This is a genomic window from Desulfuromonas sp. AOP6, from assembly GCF_009731355.2.
Lineage (GTDB): Bacteria > Desulfobacterota > Desulfuromonadia > Desulfuromonadales > SZUA-540 > SZUA-540.
This window is the reverse complement of the sequence record NZ_AP022810.1, coordinates 3,249,189-3,269,909: the sequence shown is the minus strand read 5'-3', so window position 1 is coordinate 3,269,909 and position 20,721 is coordinate 3,249,189. Positions and strand designations below refer to the sequence as shown.

Annotated in this window: 23 protein-coding genes; 21 read left to right on the top strand and 2 right to left on the bottom strand. The window is 48.6% G+C overall.

Features of this window, described 5'->3' with window-relative positions; genetic code table 11:
- The first annotated feature begins 100 nt into the window (after window positions 1-100).
- The 21 genes from rpmH to AOP6_RS15115 all read left to right on the top strand — a co-directional run bounded on the left by rpmH (window position 101) and on the right by AOP6_RS15115 (window position 18,966).
- Window positions 101-250 (top strand): 50S ribosomal protein L34, encoded by a 150-nt coding sequence (gene rpmH / locus AOP6_RS15215; RefSeq protein WP_155877575.1) that lies wholly within the window; start codon window positions 101-103, stop codon window positions 248-250.
- A gap of 7 nt (window positions 251-257) precedes the next feature.
- The gene (gene rnpA, locus AOP6_RS15210; RefSeq protein WP_225897310.1) at window positions 258-614 is read left to right on the top strand and encodes a ribonuclease P protein component; all 357 of its coding nucleotides are present in this window, start codon (window positions 258-260) and stop codon (window positions 612-614) included.
- Between the two features lie 4 nt (window positions 615-618).
- Window positions 619-828, top strand: coding sequence for a membrane protein insertion efficiency factor YidD (yidD, locus tag AOP6_RS15205; RefSeq protein WP_213194656.1), 210 nt, complete (start codon window positions 619-621; stop codon window positions 826-828).
- 21 nt (window positions 829-849) lie between these two features.
- On the top strand, window positions 850-2,457 hold the full coding sequence (yidC, locus tag AOP6_RS15200; RefSeq protein WP_155877573.1) for a membrane protein insertase YidC: 1,608 nt from the start codon (window positions 850-852) through the stop codon (window positions 2,455-2,457).
- A gap of 186 nt (window positions 2,458-2,643) precedes the next feature.
- Complete coding sequence (mnmE, locus tag AOP6_RS15195; protein WP_155877572.1) at window positions 2,644-4,011, top strand: tRNA uridine-5-carboxymethylaminomethyl(34) synthesis GTPase MnmE; 1,368 nt, start codon at window positions 2,644-2,646, stop codon at window positions 4,009-4,011.
- A gap of 17 nt (window positions 4,012-4,028) precedes the next feature.
- Window positions 4,029-5,903 carry a tRNA uridine-5-carboxymethylaminomethyl(34) synthesis enzyme MnmG gene (gene mnmG, locus AOP6_RS15190; RefSeq protein ID WP_213194655.1) on the top strand — a complete coding sequence of 625 codons (1,875 nt, stop codon included), beginning with the start codon at window positions 4,029-4,031 and terminating at the stop codon, window positions 5,901-5,903.
- The gene (rsmG, locus tag AOP6_RS15185; RefSeq protein WP_155877570.1) at window positions 5,900-6,556 is read left to right on the top strand and encodes a 16S rRNA (guanine(527)-N(7))-methyltransferase RsmG; all 657 of its coding nucleotides are present in this window, start codon (window positions 5,900-5,902) and stop codon (window positions 6,554-6,556) included. The genes mnmG and rsmG overlap by 4 nt, the downstream gene beginning before the upstream one ends.
- 144 nt (window positions 6,557-6,700) lie before the next feature.
- On the top strand, window positions 6,701-7,465 hold the full coding sequence (locus AOP6_RS15180) for an AAA family ATPase (RefSeq protein ID WP_155877569.1): 765 nt from the start codon (window positions 6,701-6,703) through the stop codon (window positions 7,463-7,465).
- A gap of 1 nt (window position 7,466) precedes the next feature.
- Window positions 7,467-8,321, top strand: coding sequence for a ParB/RepB/Spo0J family partition protein (locus AOP6_RS15175; RefSeq protein ID WP_155877568.1), 855 nt, complete (start codon window positions 7,467-7,469; stop codon window positions 8,319-8,321).
- Window positions 8,322-8,347: 26 nt separating this feature from the next.
- On the top strand, window positions 8,348-8,755 hold the full coding sequence (locus tag AOP6_RS15170) for a polymer-forming cytoskeletal protein (protein ID WP_155877567.1): 408 nt from the start codon (window positions 8,348-8,350) through the stop codon (window positions 8,753-8,755).
- A 209-nt stretch (window positions 8,756-8,964) separates the two neighbouring features.
- Window positions 8,965-9,390, top strand: coding sequence for an ATP synthase F0 subunit B (locus tag AOP6_RS15165; RefSeq protein WP_155877566.1), 426 nt, complete (start codon window positions 8,965-8,967; stop codon window positions 9,388-9,390).
- 20 nt (window positions 9,391-9,410) lie between these two features.
- Window positions 9,411-9,992: an ATP synthase F0 subunit B gene (locus AOP6_RS15160; RefSeq protein ID WP_155877565.1), complete on the top strand. Its 582-nt coding sequence runs from the start codon at window positions 9,411-9,413 to the stop codon at window positions 9,990-9,992.
- Window positions 9,989-10,531, top strand: coding sequence for an ATP synthase F1 subunit delta (gene atpH, locus AOP6_RS15155; protein WP_155877564.1), 543 nt, complete (start codon window positions 9,989-9,991; stop codon window positions 10,529-10,531). The genes AOP6_RS15160 and atpH overlap by 4 nt, the downstream gene beginning before the upstream one ends.
- 9 nt (window positions 10,532-10,540) lie before the next feature.
- Window positions 10,541-12,049 carry a F0F1 ATP synthase subunit alpha gene (gene atpA, locus AOP6_RS15150; protein WP_155877563.1) on the top strand — a complete coding sequence of 503 codons (1,509 nt, stop codon included), beginning with the start codon at window positions 10,541-10,543 and terminating at the stop codon, window positions 12,047-12,049.
- Window positions 12,050-12,073: 24 nt separating this feature from the next.
- Window positions 12,074-12,940 carry an ATP synthase F1 subunit gamma gene (gene atpG, locus AOP6_RS15145; protein ID WP_155877562.1) on the top strand — a complete coding sequence of 289 codons (867 nt, stop codon included), beginning with the start codon at window positions 12,074-12,076 and terminating at the stop codon, window positions 12,938-12,940.
- A 60-nt stretch (window positions 12,941-13,000) separates the two neighbouring features.
- Window positions 13,001-14,407 carry a F0F1 ATP synthase subunit beta gene (atpD, locus tag AOP6_RS15140; RefSeq protein WP_155877561.1) on the top strand — a complete coding sequence of 469 codons (1,407 nt, stop codon included), beginning with the start codon at window positions 13,001-13,003 and terminating at the stop codon, window positions 14,405-14,407.
- A 57-nt stretch (window positions 14,408-14,464) separates the two neighbouring features.
- The gene (locus AOP6_RS15135; RefSeq protein ID WP_155877560.1) at window positions 14,465-14,875 is read left to right on the top strand and encodes a F0F1 ATP synthase subunit epsilon; all 411 of its coding nucleotides are present in this window, start codon (window positions 14,465-14,467) and stop codon (window positions 14,873-14,875) included.
- A 77-nt stretch (window positions 14,876-14,952) separates the two neighbouring features.
- Window positions 14,953-16,131, top strand: a complete 1,179-nt coding sequence (gene dinB / locus AOP6_RS15130) for a DNA polymerase IV (RefSeq protein WP_213194652.1) — start codon at window positions 14,953-14,955, stop codon at window positions 16,129-16,131.
- A gap of 420 nt (window positions 16,132-16,551) precedes the next feature.
- The gene (locus AOP6_RS15125; RefSeq protein WP_155877558.1) at window positions 16,552-17,262 is read left to right on the top strand and encodes a GntR family transcriptional regulator; all 711 of its coding nucleotides are present in this window, start codon (window positions 16,552-16,554) and stop codon (window positions 17,260-17,262) included.
- Window positions 17,263-17,432: 170 nt separating this feature from the next.
- Window positions 17,433-18,002 carry a hypothetical protein gene (locus AOP6_RS15120; RefSeq protein ID WP_155877557.1) on the top strand — a complete coding sequence of 190 codons (570 nt, stop codon included), beginning with the start codon at window positions 17,433-17,435 and terminating at the stop codon, window positions 18,000-18,002.
- A gap of 31 nt (window positions 18,003-18,033) precedes the next feature.
- Window positions 18,034-18,966 (top strand): HD domain-containing phosphohydrolase, encoded by a 933-nt coding sequence (locus tag AOP6_RS15115; protein ID WP_155877556.1) that lies wholly within the window; start codon window positions 18,034-18,036, stop codon window positions 18,964-18,966.
- A 34-nt stretch (window positions 18,967-19,000) separates the two neighbouring features.
- On the opposite strand, the gene AOP6_RS15110 is transcribed toward AOP6_RS15115, so the two are convergent.
- Window positions 19,001-19,795 carry an ABC transporter permease gene (locus AOP6_RS15110; RefSeq protein WP_155877555.1) on the bottom strand — a complete coding sequence of 265 codons (795 nt, stop codon included), beginning with the start codon at window positions 19,793-19,795 and terminating at the stop codon, window positions 19,001-19,003.
- Window positions 19,792-20,715 (bottom strand): ABC transporter ATP-binding protein, encoded by a 924-nt coding sequence (locus AOP6_RS15105; protein WP_155877554.1) that lies wholly within the window; start codon window positions 20,713-20,715, stop codon window positions 19,792-19,794. The genes AOP6_RS15110 and AOP6_RS15105 overlap by 4 nt, the downstream gene beginning before the upstream one ends.
- Window positions 20,716-20,721 lie beyond the last annotated feature (6 nt).

The following is a 20,721-nucleotide window of genomic DNA, read 5'->3' as shown; positions in this document are numbered from 1 at the left end:
CTTATAATTTCAAATTGAAAAAAAATATTGACATTAGGTGGTATCTAACGGTAAGAATACGATTTGTTTCAAATGATTTTACAAAGGGAGTTTAATTGATATGAAACGTACTTATCAACCTAGCAGAATTCGTAGAAAAAGAACGCATGGTTTCAGGCAGCGCATGCAGAGCAAAAATGGTCGCCTTGTTTTAAAACGGCGTCGTGCCCGTGGTAGGAAACTTCTTGTTGTCTCCATACCTAAAAAATAATTGACTAGTGTCCTTATTCCGGTCCTATAGATTCCCACCTGTCAATCGTTTGCGACACAGGTGGGAATTTATGTTGGTGCGTGAAAATGGGATTGTCTTTCGCACTAAATATTTTATTGTTTATCAGGCCAGTAACGACAAAAAGCTAAAACGATTGGGGATTACTGCCAGCCGCAAGATAGGCAATGCTGTTCTACGTAATCACATCAAACGCCTTATCCGCCAATTTTTCAGATTAAACTTCGATAAATTACCCGCTTCTGTCGATATCTCCATCATATGCAAAAGAGGAGCAGCCTCACTTACCTACGCTCAGGTTTCCTCTGAACTTAGTTTCCTTGTTAAAGGAAATGAGAATAAATAAAATTATGTTCCGGAAACTTTTAATTACCCTTCTTCAATTTTACCAGACCTTTATATCTCCGTTAAAAGCACCCTCCTGCCGTTTTTATCCTTCTTGTAGTTCTTATGCTATTCAATGTCTTCAAAAATACGGAATATTTAAAGGTATCTTTAAAACTTTCATACGTATAATTAAATGTCACCCTTTTCATCCTGGGGGCTATGACCCCGCCTGATGGTCTTCTGGAGAACGTCACATGGAAAACAAAAATACTATTATTGCTCTGGTTCTAATGCTTGTCGTCTGGGTCGGCTTTACCCTGTACTCCCAAACTCAGGTGGACCCTGTCCCTCCCCAACCAGAATCCATTGTTTCCGTGCAGGATGCGACCCCTGCGGAAATTATTGTCCCCACTGAACCGAAGAGGGCGACAGGACCTAGCGAAATTATAAATACAGGAAACGTTAAGCCACGGGAAATTACCATTGAAACTGACGATTTTATCGTTGTTCTGTCTAATGTCGGAGCTACTGTAAAAAGTTTTAAACTAAAAAAATATTTCATCTCAGCCAAAGAAGACTCGGGTTTCATTGATTTGGTGGTGGACCCCTCTCATTCAACACTTTCCAATAATGGGGAGGGCTTTTTCTTTCACGGGAAAGATGACCTTTTTCATTTGGATATTGATGACAATTATATTTTTATACGGCCTGGAGATAAAAAAGAAATATCTTTTCAATTTGACAATGATCATGGTGTCACTTTAGTAAAAAAGTTTGTTTTTAGTGGAAATAGTTATGATTTTCCTGTTCACATTACTGCTTTTAATAAATCAGAAAAATCTTTGGACGGTAAACTTTCTTTGTCTTTGGTAACCCCCTTAGATCGGTTGAATGAGTCTTCTAGTCTTTCATTTGTGGGTCCTGCTACTCTCGTTAATGATGATGTTGATACGGTTAAGCGTAAAGACATCGAAAAAACTGTAGAATACAGGGATAATGTTATTTGGACTGCTTTTGAAGACGAATACTTTATGTCCGCTATCGTCCCCCTGGATAATTCTCTTGATTTTATAAAGCTATATAGCGATGGAAATTACATTTATAATCGTGTGCAGGCCCCCCTTAAAACCCTTTTGCCTCACTCGTCCATATCTTTTGATTACCTGATTTATATGGGGCCCCGTGACCCCGACATCCTCGAATCGGTAAATTATCGTCTTTCTGAAATCGTCGACTTTGGTATTTTTGACTTTATTGCCCGACCCCTTCTGTTCGTTCTGAATTTCTTCTATAGCTTTGTGGGTAACTATGGGGTGGCTATCATTCTGCTTACCTTCGTTATTAAAATACTTTTCTGGCCTTTGACCCAGAAGAGTTATTCTTCAATGAAGGCTATGCAGACGCTGCAACCTGAAATGCAAAAAATCAGGGAAAAATTCAAAAACGACAAAGAACGCCTTAATCGCGAAATCATGGAACTTTACAAAACCAAACGGGTTAATCCCTTGGGCGGGTGTCTTCCCATGCTTATACAGATTCCCGTATTTTTTGCTCTCTATAAAGTATTGCTTGGAAATATAGATTTGCGGCACGCCCCGTTTGCCCTGTGGATTACTGATCTTTCGACCAAAGATCCGTATTACATTACGCCTATTATTATGGGTGGTACCATGTTTTTGCAGCAAAAAATGACTCCTACTACCATGGATCCTACCCAGGCTAAAATATTCATGATTATGCCCATTGTTTTCACCTTTCTTTTTCTCAACTTTCCTTCTGGTCTGGTCATATACTGGCTTGTGAATAATCTTCTTACTATTTTGCAGCAATATTTGATTAACAAATCACCCTTGAAATCTTAAGTTTTGGCTATCCATTAATGGTGGTTTTAAGGTTTTTCTACCTAAATGGCTTTTATCGCTGATGCTATTTGGATCACCGTTGTTTTTTGTGACCATATCGGCTCTCCTTGATAGGCGTATTTTGATTTTATCCAGTTCTTTTAAGCTCGTTCCCGGCAGGTAATGTCTTGCGTATGAGGTTGACTGGTGTACTCTGAGGATACTATTGCTGCTCCAGCTACGGCTGTTGGTGATGGTGGTGTCGCCATCATAAGAATGTCAGGTTCTTTGAGTAAATCTATTCTCAACTCCTGCTTTGTCCCTTTTTCTCCAGTAAAGGAACTTTCCTCTCATTATCTTTATTACGGCCATATCCACAATACCAATGGCTGTGTTGTTGATGAGGTGATGGCTGTTCTCATGCGGGGGCCCAAGTCTTTTACGCGTGAGGATGTTGCCGAAATACACTGCCATGGTGGCTCAGTTGTTGTTTCACAGATTCTTGATCTTCTAATTGAACATGGTGCGCGGCTCGCCTCCCCTGGCGAATTTACCTATCGTGCATTTTTAAACGGTCGTATTGATTTAACACGCGCAGAAGCCATTATCGACCTTATTCGGTCCCGGTCTGAAGGGGCTGCGCGCATCGCCTCCAGTCAACTTCAAGGAAAACTATACCGGACACTAAATCAATTTAATAACACACTCCTGGACCTTCTCTCGCACGTAGAGGCGGATATTGACTTCCCCGAGGAAGATATTGATCCGAAGGCTTTTGATTCCATAACCCTGCAAGTTCGTCACCTTCTTCACGACGTAGAGCACCTTTTGTCTACCTTTAACTCCGGGCGTGTATTGCGGGAGGGAGTTTCTGTCCTCATTTTTGGACGTCCTAATGTTGGCAAAAGCTCTTTATTGAATGCCCTTCTTGGCGAGTCCAGGGCAATAGTTACCGACGTGGCTGGGACAACCAGGGATACGCTTGAGGAGTCTGTTCTGTTTGATGGTTTGCCTCTACGACTTATTGATACGGCTGGTGTTCGGCATACCGAAGATGTCGTTGAGGTTGAAGGTGTCAATAGGGCCAAGGCCAAAATCGATACAGCCGATCTTGTCCTGCTGGTTGTTGATGGACACAAGGGCATTACTCCTGACGATCGTCTCGCTTTGAGTTTGACACAGCATGTGCCCTGCCTGCTCGTCGTTAATAAGTCAGACCTGCCACCTGCCCCACTAGATCACCATTTTCATACTCTCCCCCAGGTTAAGGTGTCCGTTCATAGTGGAGCCGGGATTGAGGATCTGAGAGCAAACATCAAAAACCTTCTTGTTGACGAAAAGGCCCTGGAGGGCCCTGAATCCTTTCTCTTGTCTGACCGTCGGCACTATCAATCGCTCCTTCGCTGCCGCGACTGCCTTAATGCCTTTTTGTGTAACGCATCCCACGATCTCCCCCCAGAGCTTCTTGCCGTTGATTTACGTGAGGCTGTTTCGCGCCTCGGCGAAATAACTGGCGAAACTACCCCGGATGATGTTTTAGATCGTATTTTCAGTAGGTTTTGCATTGGTAAATAGTTTGTTCCACGTGAAACATGGTGAATATGAAAAGCAGCTATGGAAAAAAATATGATGTCATTGTCGTAGGTGCCGGACATGCGGGGTGTGAAGCTGCCCTTGCCTCTGCTCGCATGGGGTGTCTTACGCTTTTGTTGAATATCAGTCTTGATGCCGTGGCTCAGATGTCCTGTAATCCCGCCATTGGTGGTTTGGCCAAGGGGCATCTGGTTCGGGAGGTTGATGCTCTCGGTGGCGAGATGGCTCGAAATATTGACGCAACGGGCATACAGTTCAGAACGTTGAATATGAAAAAGGGTCCGGCGGTCAGGGCTTCGAGGGCACAGGCAGACCGCTACCTTTATAGTCGCAGAATGAAGGCCGTGGTAGAGCAGACACCAGGTCTCGATCTTAAGCAGGGCGTTGTTGTTCGTCTTTTGTTTGATGAGAGTGGTGTGGCTGGGGTCGAGACACGGGAAGGCATTGCTTTTCAGTCCAGGGCCGTGGTGTTGACAACAGGCACTTTTATGAGGGGTTTGATACATGTTGGCCTGGCCAGTTATGCCGGTGGTAGGGCTGGCGAGCCGTCCTCTGAGGGGTTGTCGGCACAGCTAAAATCTTTAGGTTTTACGGTTGGTCGCCTGAAGACGGGAACTCCTGCACGATTGTCGGCGGCGAGTATTGATTTTTCCTGTCTTGAGCAGCAGTGGGGAGATGAAGATTTTGAACCTTTTTCTTTTGTGCCGAAATGCAGGCCTTTCAACCAGAGGCCCTGTTTCATTACCTACACGAATGAAAAAACCCACGAAATAATCCTGAATAATCTCGACCGGTCTCCAATGTATTCAGGGGTGATAGAGGGGGTTGGGGCAAGATATTGTCCCTCGATTGAGGATAAGGTGGTTCGTTTTTCTGAAAAAGGACAGCACCAGGTCTTTTTAGAACCGGAGGGTTTGGAGAGCAGTGAATTTTACCCCAATGGCGTTTCAACATCGTTGCCCCCCGATGTCCAGCTTTCCTTTCTTCGGACAATAGTCGGGCTTGAAAAAGTTGAAATTATGCGTCCTGGGTATGCGATTGAGTATGACTATGTCGATCCCATTCAACTGAGGCCGACTTTGGCCACCAAAGAAATAGCGGGCCTTTATCATGCTGGACAAATTAACGGCACCTCCGGTTACGAAGAGGCCGCAGCCCAGGGGTTGCTTGCCGGGATGAATGCTGCTCTCTTCTCAAGGGGGATGGAAGAGGTGGTTGTTGGTAGGGATCAGGCCTATCTGGGTGTGTTGGTTGATGATCTTGTCAATAAGGGAACCCAGGAGCCCTATCGAATGTTTACGTCTCGTGCAGAGCATCGTTTGTTGCTTCGTGAGGACAACGCGGATCAGCGTTTGACCGCAGTGGGCAAGAGGGTCGGTCTTGTTGATGAAGAACGTTGGCGCTTTTTTTGCGATAAGATGGAGGCGTTGGATAGAGGTAGGGTTATTCTGAAAAATACTCGTCTCATGCCGGGCGATAAGGACTCTACTCAAAGATTGGGCTTGGAAGGTCTGAAAAATGCTTTGACCTTAGAAGAGCTTTTGCGCCGGCCAGAATTGACGATAGAAGACGTAGGTTTTATGGCGCATGATTTAGTATTGCTCGAGCCTGCCGTGCTGAGTCTTTTGCAGGTTGAGGTCAAATACGAAGGGTATATCCGTCGACAGGAAGAGCAGGTCAAGCGATTTAGAAAGACAGAAGAAGTTTTGATCCCCGATAGCTTTGATTATCGAGCGGTGTCAGGTTTGACTGCGGAAGTACGAGAGAAGTTGGAAAAAGTAAAGCCGATGAACCTGGGGCAGGCCATGAGGATACCGGGAGTTACGCCTGCCGCCATTGCTATTTTGACGATATTGCTGAGGCGACAAAAATGAAGGATGTGACCCTGTTAAAGGAGTGGGCACAGAGAGTTGCTTTGACGTTGTCTGATCAGCAGGCAGAGGCTCTATTGTGGTATTTGGATGAATTGTTGGAGTGGAATAAGAAGATAAACCTGACCGCCATCAATAATCGCCTTGAAGGCATTGAAAAACATCTCATCGATTCCTTGACCCTGTTGCCTCTTGTTAGCTCTGCAGGGAGTCTTCTCGACCTGGGGTCAGGGGCTGGACTTCCAGGGATCCCGTTGAAGATAGTTTTGCCGGATCTCCATGTAGTTATGGTTGACGCTATTCAAAAAAGGATTCTTTTTCAGCGCCACATCTGTCGTCGATTGGCCCTTTCTGGTATAGAATCCCGTCATGGGCGGGCTGAGGATTTGGCCTCTAGGGGTGAGATGAAAGGTTCTTTCAATGTAGTTGTTTCAAGGGCATTTTCGGATTTAAAAACATTCGTAGGGTTGGCCGTTCCGTTCCTTGATAAGGATGGCCTCCTTATCAGTATGAAGGGCTCTGAGGGTGAAGCAGAATATGAGGCCAGTAGTGCCTGGCTTCGTGAGGTCGGTGTGAGTTGTCTGGAGATAAGGAATTTGGAACTCCCGGCATCGGGATCAAAAAGGACCCTTTTGGTTCTTAAGAGGGACCTGTAGGACCCAAGATATTGTGTTCTTACTCACGCGGTCGACTATATCTTGAAGCGAAATAAGGTCTTGTAATAAAGGCCTTTTTTCTTGGACGAAGCCCTCTGTTGTGGTAATCTTTGGCCTCTTGAGGTGGGGGTAAGGAGAGACTCGATGGCCCAAATAATTGTTGTAGCTAATCAAAAAGGTGGTGTGGGAAAGACCACTACCGCCGTAAATCTGTCGGCTTCGCTGGCTGCTGCTGAAAAAAGGACACTCCTGGTGGACATGGACCCACAGGGGAATGCTTGCAGTGGACTTGGGGTCAATAAGGGCTCTCTGGAGTTGACGATCTATAATGCCCTGCTCGGTGAAGCCAAGCCCAAAGATATACTTCTTCATACCCAAATGCCTAACCTGGACATTCTTCCGGCCAATACAGATCTTATCGGTGCTGAGATTGAACTGGTTTCGGCTTTAGCCAGGGAAGTGAAGCTGCAGGGCGTTTTGCGTGAAATTGAGTCTGAGTATGATTTTATTATAATAGATTGCCCTCCTTCCCTTGGCTTGCTGACTGTCAATGCCCTGACCGCTGCCGACAGTGTTCTTATTCCCCTTCAGTGTGAATTTTACGCCATGGAAGGGTTAAGCCAGTTGACCAAAACCATACGCCTTATTCAGAAAGAGTTGAATCCTCGGCTAAAAATAGGCGGCATTTTGTTGACCATGTTTGACGGGCGCAATAATTTATCCCACCTGGTGAGCGATGAAATACGGAACCACTTCTCCGATAAGGTGTTTGACTCGGTTATTCCGAGAAACGTTCGGCTTTCCGAGGCTCCTAGCCATGGTCTGCCGGTGATTTTATATGACATCACCTCTCGCGGAGCGATCGCCTATCTGGAATTAGCTAAAGAAATCATAGAGATGGAGAGTTAGTATGGCAAAACGTCCGGCGCTGGGTAAGGGGATTGGAGCTTTGCTCAATTCCGCGACTCAGGAGGGGGGGAGGAAATATTTTCTATGTCCCATTGAAGAGCTCAAGCCTCACGGGAAACAGCCCCGTAAGACCTTTAATGATGAGAAGATGGCCGAACTCGTCGCCTCGATCAGGGAGAAGGGAGTCATTCAGCCTCTCGTGGTCAGGCAGGTGGAGGATTTCTATCAGATCATAGCGGGAGAACGACGATGGCGAGCCGCCCAAAAGGCCGGTTTGCGAGAAGTACCTGTCGTTATACAGGATGTATCGGAGGACTGGGCCCTCGAAGTGGCCCTGATAGAAAATATCCAACGTGAGGACCTGAATCCTATTGAAGAGGCGGAAGCGTATAGAAATCTCATGGATGGCTTCGATCTCTCTCAGGAAGACGTTGCACGAAGGGTTGGTAAAGACAGGTCCACAGTTGCCAATTCATTGCGTCTCTTGCGGTTGCCAGACCTTGTTCGTGACGACGTGTTGAGCAGTCGTCTGAGTATGGGCCATGCACGAAGCCTGTTGTCTCTTGATTCCGACGAGGATGTTGTCGAGGCCAGGAACCAGGTTTTGGAGAAAAAACTCTCCGTAAGGGAAACTGAAGCTCTGGTAAAAAAAATAAAAAGTTTTGGTGTGGTAGCGAAGGAAAAAAAGAAACAGGTGGAAAATCCGGAGTTGGTCCATCTCGCCGGAGAGTTGAAAAGAGCATTAGGCACCCAGGTCAAGATAGCCGCAAAAGGAAAGGGTGGAAAAATAGAAATCACCTACTTTTCTCCACAAGAGCTGGAAAGGTTGATGGAGGTCTTGGGTATAACTGTATAAATTGATGAGAGGGGAGTCTCTCTGCCATGTTTCTTAAAAAGGATGAAAACGCGATGAAGAAAGATACACCTATTGAAAAACGCGAAATTAAGGCCTTTCTTGGACCGGGTAGCGAATTTGAGGGAAAGCTTGTTTTTGATGATATTGTCCGCCTGGATGGTGCCTTCCGGGGAGAGATCAGCTCGAAGGACACCCTGATTGTGGGAGAAGCTGCTGATATTCAAGCTGAAGTAACGGTTGGAAGTCTCATTCTCAGCGGCCGCTTCAAGGGAAATATTAAAGCCACTGACCGTGTTGAGCTGCGTGCTCCGGCCGTGGTGGAAGGAAACATTGAAACACCCGTGCTGCTCGTTGAAGAGGGGGTCCGGGTCAACAGCAACATCAGCATGAAGGTAGAAAAAGGGACAACCCCCACGCCGGTTAAAGACAAATAAAAAGATGTTCAAGAATAAAAGCCAGTGCCTTAAGGCTGACCACGAAGGCCCCTTTCTTCGGGCGAGGTCAAAAGACCTTGACATGATAAGGGGCATGTGGTAGCTATTGCCCGATTTAGCACCGGGGAGGAGCCCTTTTCCCCCTGTTTTCCTGTATACAGTATACGAGTGAATTAACAAACGGCCCAAGACGTTTATGAGGTATTGCTGTGATTGAAATCAACGGAACCATAATTGTCCAGTTTGTCAACTTTATCGTTTTAATGGTTGCGCTGAACTTTATCCTTTATAAACCGCTTCGCAGTATGCTGCAAAAGCGCAAGGAAACCATTGACGGCTCTCACCAGAGGGCCAAGGATCTGGCAGTTCAGGTTGATGAAAAGATGGCCGCCTACCAGGAAAAACTGCAGGAAGCAAAAATCGCCGCCAGCAAAGAAAAGGCGGTAATGAGAGAAGAGGCCGTATCCAAGGAAACGGGTATCTTGTCGACCGCCAGGCAGAACGCCACTGAAACTCTGGAGACCATGAAGAAAAAAGTCTCAGGCGAGGCAGAAGAGGCTCGAAAAGCCCTGCGTTCCGATGCGAAGACCCTGGCCTCGGATATCGCTTCCAAGCTCCTGGGAAGGAGCCTGTAATGAAATCAAGAGGGATTTTGATGAATAAAAAAGTCATATCTTCCGCGGCAGCCCTGCTGCTTATCGTCTGCTCTACTACTGCCGCCGTCGCTGCCGGGGACGCTCATCATGTGGACAGCGGTGTTCTTATCAAGGACTTTCTTTACCGTACGTTCAATTTCGCCGTTACCTTCGGACTGCTGGCCTATTTTGTAACCAAGCCCATTCGCAAGGGGTTGGCTGGGCGCCGTGAAGGTATTGAAAAGGCTCTCAAGGAGGCCCAGGACGCCAAGGAAAAGGCCGAAACACGTTATGCGGAATATGATGAAAAGCTAACCAAAGCTTCTGCTGAAATCGAGGACATCTATGCTTCGATCAAGCGTGAGGGAGAGCTTGAGCGCGACCGGATTATTGCTGAGGCTAAAGCAATGGCTGAAAAAATAAGCCAGGACGCAGAGAAAACCGCCTCTCGGGAAATAGCCAAGGCAAAAGCTGAGCTCCGGCAGGAAGCGACGAATATGGCCATCGAGATAGCGAGAGACCTGCTCACCCAAAAGGTTACCGGAGACGATCAAAAACGTCTGGTGAATGAATATATCCAAAAGGTGGGAGAATTACATTGAGTATCAGCGCAATATCCAGGCGGTATGCGAAGGCCCTGGTAAACTTGGGTGCCGAGCAGAAGATGGTTGAGGGATTTGGCCAGGAGCTGGCCAAGGTGTCCACAGTGTTTGCCTCAGAAGATTCTCTCCGGCTTATTTTGGAGAGTCCGACTTTTCCGTTGGCGAAGAAAGCGGCCATTCTGCAAGAGGTGACTAAAAGTCTGGGTCTTTCTAAGGGGGTCAGTAACTTTCTTGGACTTCTTCTCGAGAACGACCGACTGAAGTTCCTCTCACTGATTGAAGGGGATTACCGGAAGCTGGCCGACGAACTATCCGGAGTATTGCGAGCAAAGCTCAAGTCGGCTTCTCCTCTTGCAGAGGAACAGGTCAAGGCCATTGCTTCGGCATTGGAAAAAAATACGGGCAAAAGGATTGACGTCACCATGGATGTCGATCCTGCCCTTATCGGGGGGCTGCAGGCTGAAATAGCCGGTCAGCTTTTTGACGGAAGTATAAAAACCCAGTTGAAGCGGATTGAAGATACCTTAAAGAAGGGGTGAGAAGGTCTTATGGAAATCAGAGCAGAAGAAATCAGCGCGATTATCAAAAAACAGATCGAGAACTTCGGCCGTGAGGTAGAGGTTAGTGAGACGGGAACCATAATTTCCGTTGGTGATGGTATCGCCCGTATTCACGGTCTTGATAAAGCCATGGCCGGCGAACTCCTCGAGTTCCCCGGTGGAATCATGGGAATGGTTCTCAATCTTGAAGAAGACAACGTTGGTGCCGCTATTCTCGGTGAGGCCCACCACATCAAGGAAGGTGACACCGTCAAAAGGACCGAGCGCATTGTGCAGGTCCCTGTCGGCGATGCTCTTACCGGCCGCGTTGTTGATGGAATTGGTATCCCAATCGACGGTTTGGGCGAGATCGACACGAAAGATTTCAGCCAGGTAGAAATCAAGGCGCCCGGCATCGTTGCTCGTAAATCAGTTCACGAGCCGATGCAGACGGGACTCAAGGCTATCGATGCCATGGTTCCCATCGGCCGTGGTCAGCGCGAACTTATCATTGGTGACCGCCAGACCGGAAAAACGGCGGTGGCTATTGACACCATCATCAACCAAAAGGGCCAAAACGTCGTCTGTATCTACGTGGCCATCGGCCAGAAGCGTTCGACTGTGGCCCAGGTTGTCGACAAATTGAAGCAGCACGGTGCCATGGACTACACCATCGTTGTAGCCGCTACTGCCTCCGACCCCGCCCCCCTGCAGTTCATCGCTCCTTACACCGGGGTCACCATGGGCGAATATTTCCGGGATAATGGCAAGCATGCCCTTATTATTTATGATGACCTTTCCAAGCAGGCCGTGGCCTACCGCCAGCTTTCCCTCCTGCTGCGCCGTCCTCCGGGACGCGAGGCCTATCCCGGGGACGTCTTCTATCTTCACAGCCGTCTTCTTGAGCGTGCAGCCAAACTGAATGACGACCTTGGCGCTGGCAGTCTCACCGCCCTGCCCATTATCGAAACGCAGGCGGGTGACGTTTCCGCTTATATTCCGACCAACGTTATTTCTATTACCGACGGTCAGATCTTCCTGGAAACGGACCTCTTCTACTCCGGTGTTCGTCCGGCTATCAACGTTGGTCTGTCGGTTTCTCGCGTCGGCGGCAGTGCCCAGGTCAAAGCGATGAAACAGGTGGCCGGTACTCTGCGCCTTGCGTTGGCCCAATATCGTGAAATGGCGGCGTTTGCCCAGTTTGGATCGGACCTTGATGCCGCGACTCAACGCCAGCTGGCCCGTGGTGCCCGTCTGGTCGAGATTCTCAAGCAGGGACAATACAAGCCTTTGCCGGTCGAGAAGCAGGTTCTTGTCATTTACGCAGCCAACAACGGTTATGTGGACGACTATCCCCCTACCGCTATCCAGCGCTATGAGGCTGAATTGCTCTCCTACCTTGAGAGCAGCCAAAGCCAGCTTTTGGCCGATGTTAAAGAGAAAAAGGCCATAGATAGCGACCTCGAAAGCCGCATTAAAGGGGCACTGGACGAGTTCAAGGGTCAGTTTGTCGCCTAAAACGTATTCAAAAGGTATGAACAGATGGCAAGCCTGAAGGATATAAAAAAGAGAATCTCTTCGGTTAAGAACACCAGTCAGATCACCAAGGCCATGAAGATGGTCTCGGCGGCCAAATTGCGACGAGCTCAGGATGCCGTAGTATCTGCGCGTCCTTACGCGGAAAAAATGCTGAGTGTTCTCTCCAGCCTTGCCCTGCGTGAGGATGCGGAGGCTCATCCGCTGCTGCAGCAACGAGGCAAGGGACGGGCTCTGGTCGTCCTTATGACGGCTGATCGAGGACTGTGTGGCGGCTTCAACGCGAATGTTTCTAAGGCTGTGGAGCGTTTTGTCAGGCAGAACCCTGACGGATTTACCGATATCGATATTATGATCATCGGCCGTAAGGGAAAAGACTACCTCAAAACGCGCAAAGGGATGAACATCGTCAAGGTACACGAAAACATTACCGGGTCGATCTCCTACAGCACGGCATCTCTTCTAGGCCAAGACATTGTTACGGAGTATACCGAGGGTAAATACGACGCGGTATATCTCGCCTACAATGCTTTCCGTAGCGCGATTTCACAGGATCCGCTGATTGAACAACTGCTTCCGATTGTTCCACTTAAGGTTGAGGAAGGGACGCACGTTCCCCAGTATCTCTACGAACCCAACCGTGGAAAAGTACTCGACCAGATTTTACCAAAACACATTGAGGTACAGATTTTTCGTGGGTTGCTGGAATCCGTTGCCTCCGAACATGGTGCCCGCATGAGTGCCATGGACAGTGCCAGCAGAAATGCGAAAGACATGATTTCCAAGCTTACGCTTCAATACAACAGGGCCAGGCAGGCTGCTATTACCAAAGAGCTTATGGAAATCATTTCCGGCGCCGAATCGATCAAATAAGACCAACAGACTGTTGATTCCCATCTGTCTTCAGGTGGAATAAAGGAGGAACGACTCGCCATGAATAAAGGAAAAATCACTCAGGTTATCGGTCCCGTCGTGGACGTTGAATTTGAGGCAGGGAAACTCCCCGAGATTTATCACGCTCTTAAAATCACCAACCCTTCTCTTGGAGAAGAAGAATGGAACCTCGTCGTCGAGGTGGCCCAACACCTTGGTGAAAATACGGTAAGAACCATCGCCATGGACTCCACTGATGGTCTTGTCCGCGGTCAGGATGTTCTTGATACTGGCAAGCAGATTGTTATGCCTGTCGGCCGCAATACACTGGGTCGCATTCTGAACGTCATCGGTCAGCCCGTAGACGAAGCTGGACCCGTCAACAGCGATAAAGAGTGGGAAATTCATCGCCCGGCCCCTAACTTCGTTGAGCAGTCAACCAAGGTTGAAGCTTTCGAAACCGGTATCAAGGTGGTCGATCTGCTGGCTCCATACGCCCGTGGCGGTAAAATCGGGCTCTTTGGCGGCGCTGGCGTCGGCAAGACAGTTCTTATCATGGAGCTTATCCATAACATCGCCAAACAGCATGGCGGCTTCTCGGTTTTTGCTGGCGTCGGTGAGCGGACCCGTGAAGGAAACGACCTTTGGCATGAAATGAAAGACTCCGGCGTTCTTGACAAAGCCGCTCTCATTTATGGCCAGATGAACGAGCCCCCCGGAGCGCGTGCTCGTGTAGCCCTCTCCGCTCTGACCGTAGCTGAATATTTCCGTGATGAAGAAGGGCAAGACGTACTTTTGTTCGTCGACAACATCTTCCGCTTCACGCAGGCCGGTTCGGAAGTATCGGCGCTTCTTGGCCGTATTCCCTCGGCTGTTGGTTACCAGCCTACTCTCAGCACGGAAATGGGCGAACTGCAGGAGCGTATAACGACTACCAACAAAGGGTCCATCACCTCCGTACAGGCCATCTATGTACCTGCGGACGACTTGACTGACCCTGCGCCCGCTACTGCTTTTGCCCACCTGGATGCGACCACCGTTCTCTCCCGCCAGATCGCCGAGCTCGGTATTTATCCGGCGGTCGATCCCCTGGACAGTACCAGCCGTATTCTCGACCCTCAGGTCGTGGGCGAAGAACATTACAAGATCGCCCGTGACGTTCAGTATGTACTCCAGCGTTATAAAGATCTTCAGGATATTATTGCCATCCTGGGTATGGATGAACTGTCTGAAGAGGATAAACTTGTCGTTGCTCGCGCCAGAAAAATTCAGCGTTTCCTCTCCCAACCGTTTCACGTTGCCGAGGTGTTCACGGGTTCTCCGGGTAAATACGTCGAACTTAAGGACACCATTGCCGGCTTTAAGGCAATCGTTGAAGGCAAGTACGATGATATTCCCGAGCAGGCGTTCTATATGGTGGGAACGATCGAGGAAGCCCTGGAAAAAGCGAAAAAACTGGCTGCTTGATCAATCTCGTTCCGGTGAAGCCATGATGGCTTCGCCATCCGGCTAAAGGATATACCGATGGCAGAAAAGCTAAAACTTGAAATGGTAACCCCTTATAAAAGGGTTCTTTCGGTAGAGGTCGATGAAGTTACCGCACCTGGCACCATTGGTGAGTTCGGCATTCTTCCCGGGCACACTCCCATGCTTACTACCCTTAAAATCGGCGAACTCTCTTATCGCTCCGGTGGTGAGACTTTTCATCTTGCTGTTAACTGGGGGTATGTCGAAGTGGAAGAGGATAAGGTTACCGTTCTGGTTGAGACCGCGGAGCCTGCCGATGAAATAGACCTGGAAAGAGCCAAGGCTGCCTTGGGCAGGGCTGAAAAAGCCCTTAAAGAGCTGTCACAGGACGACAAAGATTTCCGTGTTATGGAAGCTGCTCTTGTACGAGCCATGATTAGAATTCAGGTGGCCGGCCGTAAAGGATAGAAATCCTTAAGGCGATAATACGACAAAAGGCGATCCTGCAGGGTCGCCTTTTGTCGTTTCAAACAGGTGAGCAGGTAGTGAACAAAAAAGCTCAAGCTATTAGGCAGATTATTCATGTTGATATGGACGCATTTTACGCCTCCGTGGAACAGCAGGATAATCCGATATTGAGAAACCAACCCGTTATCGTCGGGGGTTGTGGTGATCGCGGGGTTGTCTGTGCCTGTTCTTATGAGACACGTGCCTTTGGAGTAAAATCAGCCATGTCGTTGGCCAAGGCTCTACAACTATGCCCAAAGGCCATTGTCCTTCCTGTCCGAATGGAACGTTATAGGGCAGTTTCACGGGAAATTTTTGCTATTTTCGACAAATTTTCCGACAGAGTGGAGCCATTATCCATAGACGAGGCCTTTCTGGACGTGACCGGATGCGATCGACTGCTTGGCGGACCCCTGGAAATTGCCAGGAATATCAGAAAAAATATTCGGAATGAACTTGGATTGCCAGCCAGTGCAGGTATTGCCCCAAATAAATATTTGGCAAAGCTGGCTTCTCAGGCAGCGAAACCTGATGGCCTGAAAATGGTCCTCTCGGAGGAGGTTGATGATTTTATCCTTCCTTTACCCATTGATGCTCTATGGGGTGTCGGCAAAAAAGGCAAAATACAACTGAACGCACTGGGCATAAATACAATCGGGGACCTGAGGCGATTGCGTTCAGAGCAATTGATACGTTTATTCGGGGTCAACGGCAAGAGACTTTATGAACTGGCATGGGGGATAGATGAGCGTCCGGTTGTAGTAGAAAATACTGTAAAATCAATAGGGCAGGAAGAAACTTTCCCCGCTGATTTATTTAATGTTGATACATTGCAAATGCATCTGCTTCGACTTACAGAGAAAGTAGCCTCCCGTTTACGAAAAAATGCCGTACTGGCGGAAACGTTGACCGTTAAAGTCAAATACAGCGACTTTCAGCAGGTTACCAGGTCAAAAACCATAGAAAAACCTTCCGACAGTGTCCCAGACATGTACCCAGTGGCAAAAGGCCTATTTTTTAAAACGGAAGCCGGGCGGCGGGGCATTCGCCTGCTCGGTGTTATCGCGGGGAACCTCGTTCCATGTGAAACGGTCCAGATGACGCTTTTTGAGGACAGTCAGGAAAAGTGTAAACGAAAAGCTCTTGACGAAGCCGTTGATCGCATCAGGGATAAATACGGAGATCCAGGTATAAAAAGAGGCAGTTTGGTGGATTAATACAGGGTCACAAAGAAGGAAATCGAGGTTGTGCCCTCATGGACAATGATAAAACGGCAATATGGTGGCATATCAAGAACACCATTGGATAGAGAAGATAGGGATGTGTGTTAACGGCATTTAATAAGGTGGGCAAGTGGAAGTTCCTGTTACGTGAAGTTTATCCGTAGCGGGATAATTATCATGCGGGTGATGGGGCGAAGATGTTTATCAGGAGGGAAAGTCTTCGAAGCCTTCCTCGTTTGAATAAAAAATAATGGGGAAAGACGTCTTGAATTGGGCTGTAATCTTGGGGGGTAGAAAAGAAAAAAGGCAAGTAGATATAACGGGTTGGCATAGGCTTAAGAACCAAGAAAAGCCTTGACAGATTATGTATACTGTATACAATTTGTGAAATTCAATCCAACGTGGAGAGCCCCAATGCGAAAAAAGCCGATCGAACGCCATCAGACGCTGCGGGAAAAAATACTGGAAACGATTCGGGATTCCATTCTCAAGGGTACGATGAAGCCCGGAGAAAAAGTTGCGGAGCCTGAGCTGGCCGAGCGATTCGGCATCAGTCGCACGCCCATCCGGGAGGCTTTCCGCCAACTGGAGACAGAGGGATATCTTACAGTTATTCCCAGAAAAGGTGCGGTGGTAACTTCCCTGTCCGAAAGGGATGTGGAGGAGTTTTATGCTATAAAAAGTATCCTCGAAGGCTATGCGGCGCGTATGGCTGCCGAAAATATGACGGAAAAGGATATCGAAAAACTCGAGAGTATCAATGATCGTTTGCAACAGCTGGCCGATGAAGGAGATATCAAAACCTTTTTCAAGGTGCACAATGAGTTTCATGATTTGTTCATTCGTGCGGCGGGGAATGAGAAGCTGAGAGAGCTTATCGGCCAGATGATGATGCGTTTCAATCGCCTGCGCATGGCTTCTCTTTCGTTGCCTGGACGCATGAAAATTTCCGTTGAAGAACACAAAAAAATTATTGAAGCCTTTAAAGAGCATAATGGGGAGAAGGCAGATAATTTAGTCAAAAAAACGGCCAACTACGGTGGGCAGGTGCTTCTGCAGAGCATGGCCAGGGAAGAGGGCCGCACGGCGGAAAAAGCGATCTACCAACAAGCCGTGGATGTATGAATCTTCCAGTCATAAGGATAGAAAGGAACCGGTGCCCCCCTCAAGGCGCCGGTTTTTTTTTAAAGGCAGCCACAAGTGAATGATGGTGGACGGAAAGAGTGAACGATTCTTGATTCATGGGTCACCTTGTGCGATATTGCGAAAAACAATTAAAGGAAGTGAGGAGTCGTATGTTGAAAAAGACCGGAATCGCAGTTATGGCAAGTCTCTTGCTCAGTACCCAGGCATATGGTGATTTGCTAAGCCTGGATTTTAATGATGACAGTGCCCAGCTGACCTACTCTCATGTTATTCACCAGGATGGTTACGGGACTTCTTCGTTGAATTTCAGGGGCCTATATAATGAGGATAAGGAAACCAAGCTGGGATCTCTGGGCCTGGACTTTTCTGGTGAGCCAGGTCATGTGCCAGGGCTTCGCTTTGGCATCGGTGGTGAAGTCTATGGCGGGACCACCGATTATCATCAGGATATGCTGAGCCTTGGCGTATGCGGCAACACCTCCTTTGCCCCTCCTACCCTTGGCGGTTTGGGTCTTGATGGAAAAGTTTGCTACGCACCAAAAATCTTTAATTTCATGGATCTGGAACGCCTGCTGGAAACATCAGTAGGAATCTTTTATGCGGTGACGCCAAAAATTAAAATTAAGGCGACCTATCAAAATATGGATGCGGATTTTGAGCATCAAAATTCAAGGCATATCGACGAGGCTGTGCGGGTAGGATTTTCAGCTCAATTTTAGCCTTGCGACATTCAAAACAGAGCTTACCTCTATGTTAGCCGTCGGATTAAGCCTTCTTGACCAGGAAAGCACTGCCCCGTGCGACATGTTTCGCCGGGTGCACGATGATGATTATATCCTTTTTGCCCGTAAAGGGCTGCCCCTGTCGCAGGGTTTGGCTGAAAATCTGCGTGAAAACGCCGTCCGTTCATTGTATATAGAACCGGAGGAGAGTGCCGCCTATTTTGGAAGCCTTAAAAAGCTGACAGAGCAAATAGTTTCCGACAAAAAAGAAAAATCGGAGCGGAAAGCTCAGGTCGTCTATGCATCTTGTCAGGAGATCTTGCGGCAGGTGTTTGAGGATCCCCGCGCTTCCTTTATTCATCTGGCCATGGATATCATTGCCCCAACGATGGACCTTATCGTCACGGACGATGTAGCCACACGCTGCCTGATCAAACTGACCGACTATGACAGGCAGACCTACACCCATTCGACCAACGTTGGTATCTTCGGGATTGCCCTGGCCAGAAACTATTACGGTCAGGACGCCGTCAAGGAACTTAAAGCCTTTGGCGCCGGATTTTTTCTCCATGACCTGGGCAAGTGCCGCATTCCTCTCCATATCATCAACAAGCCTGGTCCCTTGACGCCGCAAGAGCGGCTGATCGTCAATCGCCACCCTGAGGATGGCTATAAGATCCTGCAGGAAAATGGTGTGATGACGGAGGAATTGACGTATTTGACACTCCAGCACCATGAACGGGACGACGGTAGGGGTTATCCCTTTGGATTGACCCGTCAGGATATCCACCCGTATGCTCGCATCTGCCGTGTTGTGGATATTTATGAGGCGATGACCTCCGAGCGCCCATATCACCGCCGATCATCGACCTTTGACACCCTTAAGTTGATGAAGGAGAAGCTGGTTGTGGATATGGAGCCTGGACTCTTTGAGCACTTTGTCAAACTGTTTCTGACATAGGAGAATGATCTGGTATGCATGCAGGGGGGCACCGTCACGGACGTAGACGGTGCCCTTTTTTTATAAGCAGAGCGGCCCAGATAAATAAGCCCATGCTCATGCAAAAGGCAAAACCAAAAGAAAAGAAGGGGGGAGTCTCCCCTACCCCGATGAGAGCGTGGCGAAAGCCGTCAATCAAGTAGAAAAGGGGGTTGGCCCTGGACAAGTGCTCCCAAAAAGGAGGCAGGATGGAGATGGGATAAAAGACACCACCAAGATAGACGAGAGGAAGTATAAGGAAGTTGGAATACATGGAAAGAGCGTCAAAAGAGTTGGAATAGATGGCGGCGATGATACCGAATTGAGCAAACAAAAAACTGGCGAGACAGGCCATGAAAATGGCGAGCAAAGGATGGGCAAAGGGCAGCGGGGCAAAAAAAAGCGAGATGAGGGTGACAACAGAGCCAACCAGCAGACCACGCAGCATAGCGGCAAAGGTATAGGCAAAAATAATCTGGCTGGGCGTGATCGGCGCCACCAGCAGGTCGACGATGTTGCCGAGGTAGCGGGACATGAACAGGGACGAGGAGACGTTGGCAAAGGAGTTGTTGATAATTCCCATCAAGACCAGGCCGGGGATGACAAACTGGGCGTAGGTGAACCCCTCCAAAACAGAGATGCGCGTGCCAAGGGTGGCGCCGAAGACAAAAAGATAGAGAGACGCGGAGATGATGGGAGTTAGCAGCGTCTGCACGGAAACGCGAAAAAACCGTAGAACTTCTTTTTTCAGAAGGGTCAGAAAGGGCAACCAGGGATAAAAGGGTTGATCCTGCTGACTCGAACCGTTCATTCAGAACCCCCTTTGAGGCCGGTTAATTCAATAAAGACATCTTCAAGGCTGACGCTTTGGGTTTCCACTTCAGTGACGGGCAGCCCGAGTGCGCACATACGGTGCAAGGCCTCGCCGGTGGCGATACCAGGAGGCAGGCGTAGCGTGAGCCTGGTACCCCCTCCCTGCAATTGCCCGTTGAATTCAGTAAGTTCGAAGGGGACAGCCGTCAGCGGTTGACTAAGTTCGAGAACTATTTTGCGTCCTTCCACTTGGGATAAAAGATGTGAGGTACTGCCCAGGGCGGCCAGGCGACCATGGTTCATAATGGCGATGCGGCCGCACATCTGCTGGGCTTCTTCCAGGTAATGGGTAGTGAGTAGGACGGTGGTTCCTTCCTGGTTGATTTCACGTACAAACTGCCAGAGATTGTGACGGAGCTCCACATCGACGCCGGCCGTGGGTTCATCAAGAATAAGCAGCCGTGGTTTATGAATAAGTGCTTTGGCCACCATAAGCCGACGTTTGAGCCCACCAGAGAGTTTATTCATTGGTTTGTGCAGATGGGGACCCAGGGCTAGACGTTCGATAAGCAGATTCATCCAAGCGGTGTCGAGGGGAACACCATAATAGCCAGGATGGATTCTGAGAGAGCGGTCAATGGTGAAGAAAGTGTCGGTGACGATTTCCTGGTGCATGACGCCGACCAAGCGCCGGCTGATAAGACTTTCGCGCTGATTGTCATGTCCGAAAATGCGGATAGTTCCGGAATCGATCCGGGTCACCCCGCCGACCATATTGATTGTGGTGCTCTTGCCGGCACCGTTGGGGCCCAGAAGGCCAAAAATTTCACCGGGTTGAATAGAAAAGCTCAGGTCCTTGACGACGTGGGAGCCGGAAAAGGATTTATTGAGACTCTGGATGTCAAGGGCCAGACTCATGGGCTA

Excerpts from the sequence above, each read along its gene's own strand:
- rpmH (WP_155877575.1), top strand. The coding sequence starts at position 101 with ATGAAACGTACTTATCAACCTAGCAGAATTCGTAGAAAAAGAACGCAT.
- yidD (WP_213194656.1), top strand. The coding sequence starts at position 619 with ATGTTCCGGAAACTTTTAATTACCCTTCTTCAATTTTACCAGACCTTT.
- yidC (WP_155877573.1), top strand. The coding sequence starts at position 850 with ATGGAAAACAAAAATACTATTATTGCTCTGGTTCTAATGCTTGTCGTC.
- mnmG (WP_213194655.1), top strand. The coding sequence starts at position 4,029 with ATGGTGAATATGAAAAGCAGCTATGGAAAAAAATATGATGTCATTGTC.
- rsmG (WP_155877570.1), top strand. The coding sequence starts at position 5,900 with ATGAAGGATGTGACCCTGTTAAAGGAGTGGGCACAGAGAGTTGCTTTG.
- AOP6_RS15180 (WP_155877569.1), top strand. The coding sequence starts at position 6,701 with ATGGCCCAAATAATTGTTGTAGCTAATCAAAAAGGTGGTGTGGGAAAG.
- AOP6_RS15175 (WP_155877568.1), top strand. The coding sequence starts at position 7,467 with ATGGCAAAACGTCCGGCGCTGGGTAAGGGGATTGGAGCTTTGCTCAAT.
- AOP6_RS15170 (WP_155877567.1), top strand. The coding sequence starts at position 8,348 with ATGTTTCTTAAAAAGGATGAAAACGCGATGAAGAAAGATACACCTATT.
- AOP6_RS15160 (WP_155877565.1), top strand. The coding sequence starts at position 9,411 with ATGAATAAAAAAGTCATATCTTCCGCGGCAGCCCTGCTGCTTATCGTC.
- atpA (WP_155877563.1), top strand. The coding sequence starts at position 10,541 with ATGGAAATCAGAGCAGAAGAAATCAGCGCGATTATCAAAAAACAGATC.
- atpG (WP_155877562.1), top strand. The coding sequence starts at position 12,074 with ATGGCAAGCCTGAAGGATATAAAAAAGAGAATCTCTTCGGTTAAGAAC.
- atpD (WP_155877561.1), top strand. The coding sequence starts at position 13,001 with ATGAATAAAGGAAAAATCACTCAGGTTATCGGTCCCGTCGTGGACGTT.
- AOP6_RS15135 (WP_155877560.1), top strand. The coding sequence starts at position 14,465 with ATGGCAGAAAAGCTAAAACTTGAAATGGTAACCCCTTATAAAAGGGTT.
- AOP6_RS15125 (WP_155877558.1), top strand. The coding sequence starts at position 16,552 with ATGCGAAAAAAGCCGATCGAACGCCATCAGACGCTGCGGGAAAAAATA.
- AOP6_RS15120 (WP_155877557.1), top strand. The coding sequence starts at position 17,433 with ATGTTGAAAAAGACCGGAATCGCAGTTATGGCAAGTCTCTTGCTCAGT.
- AOP6_RS15115 (WP_155877556.1), top strand. The coding sequence starts at position 18,034 with ATGTTAGCCGTCGGATTAAGCCTTCTTGACCAGGAAAGCACTGCCCCG.
- AOP6_RS15110 (WP_155877555.1), bottom strand. The coding sequence starts at position 19,795 with ATGAACGGTTCGAGTCAGCAGGATCAACCCTTTTATCCCTGGTTGCCC.
- AOP6_RS15105 (WP_155877554.1), bottom strand. The coding sequence starts at position 20,715 with ATGAGTCTGGCCCTTGACATCCAGAGTCTCAATAAATCCTTTTCCGGC.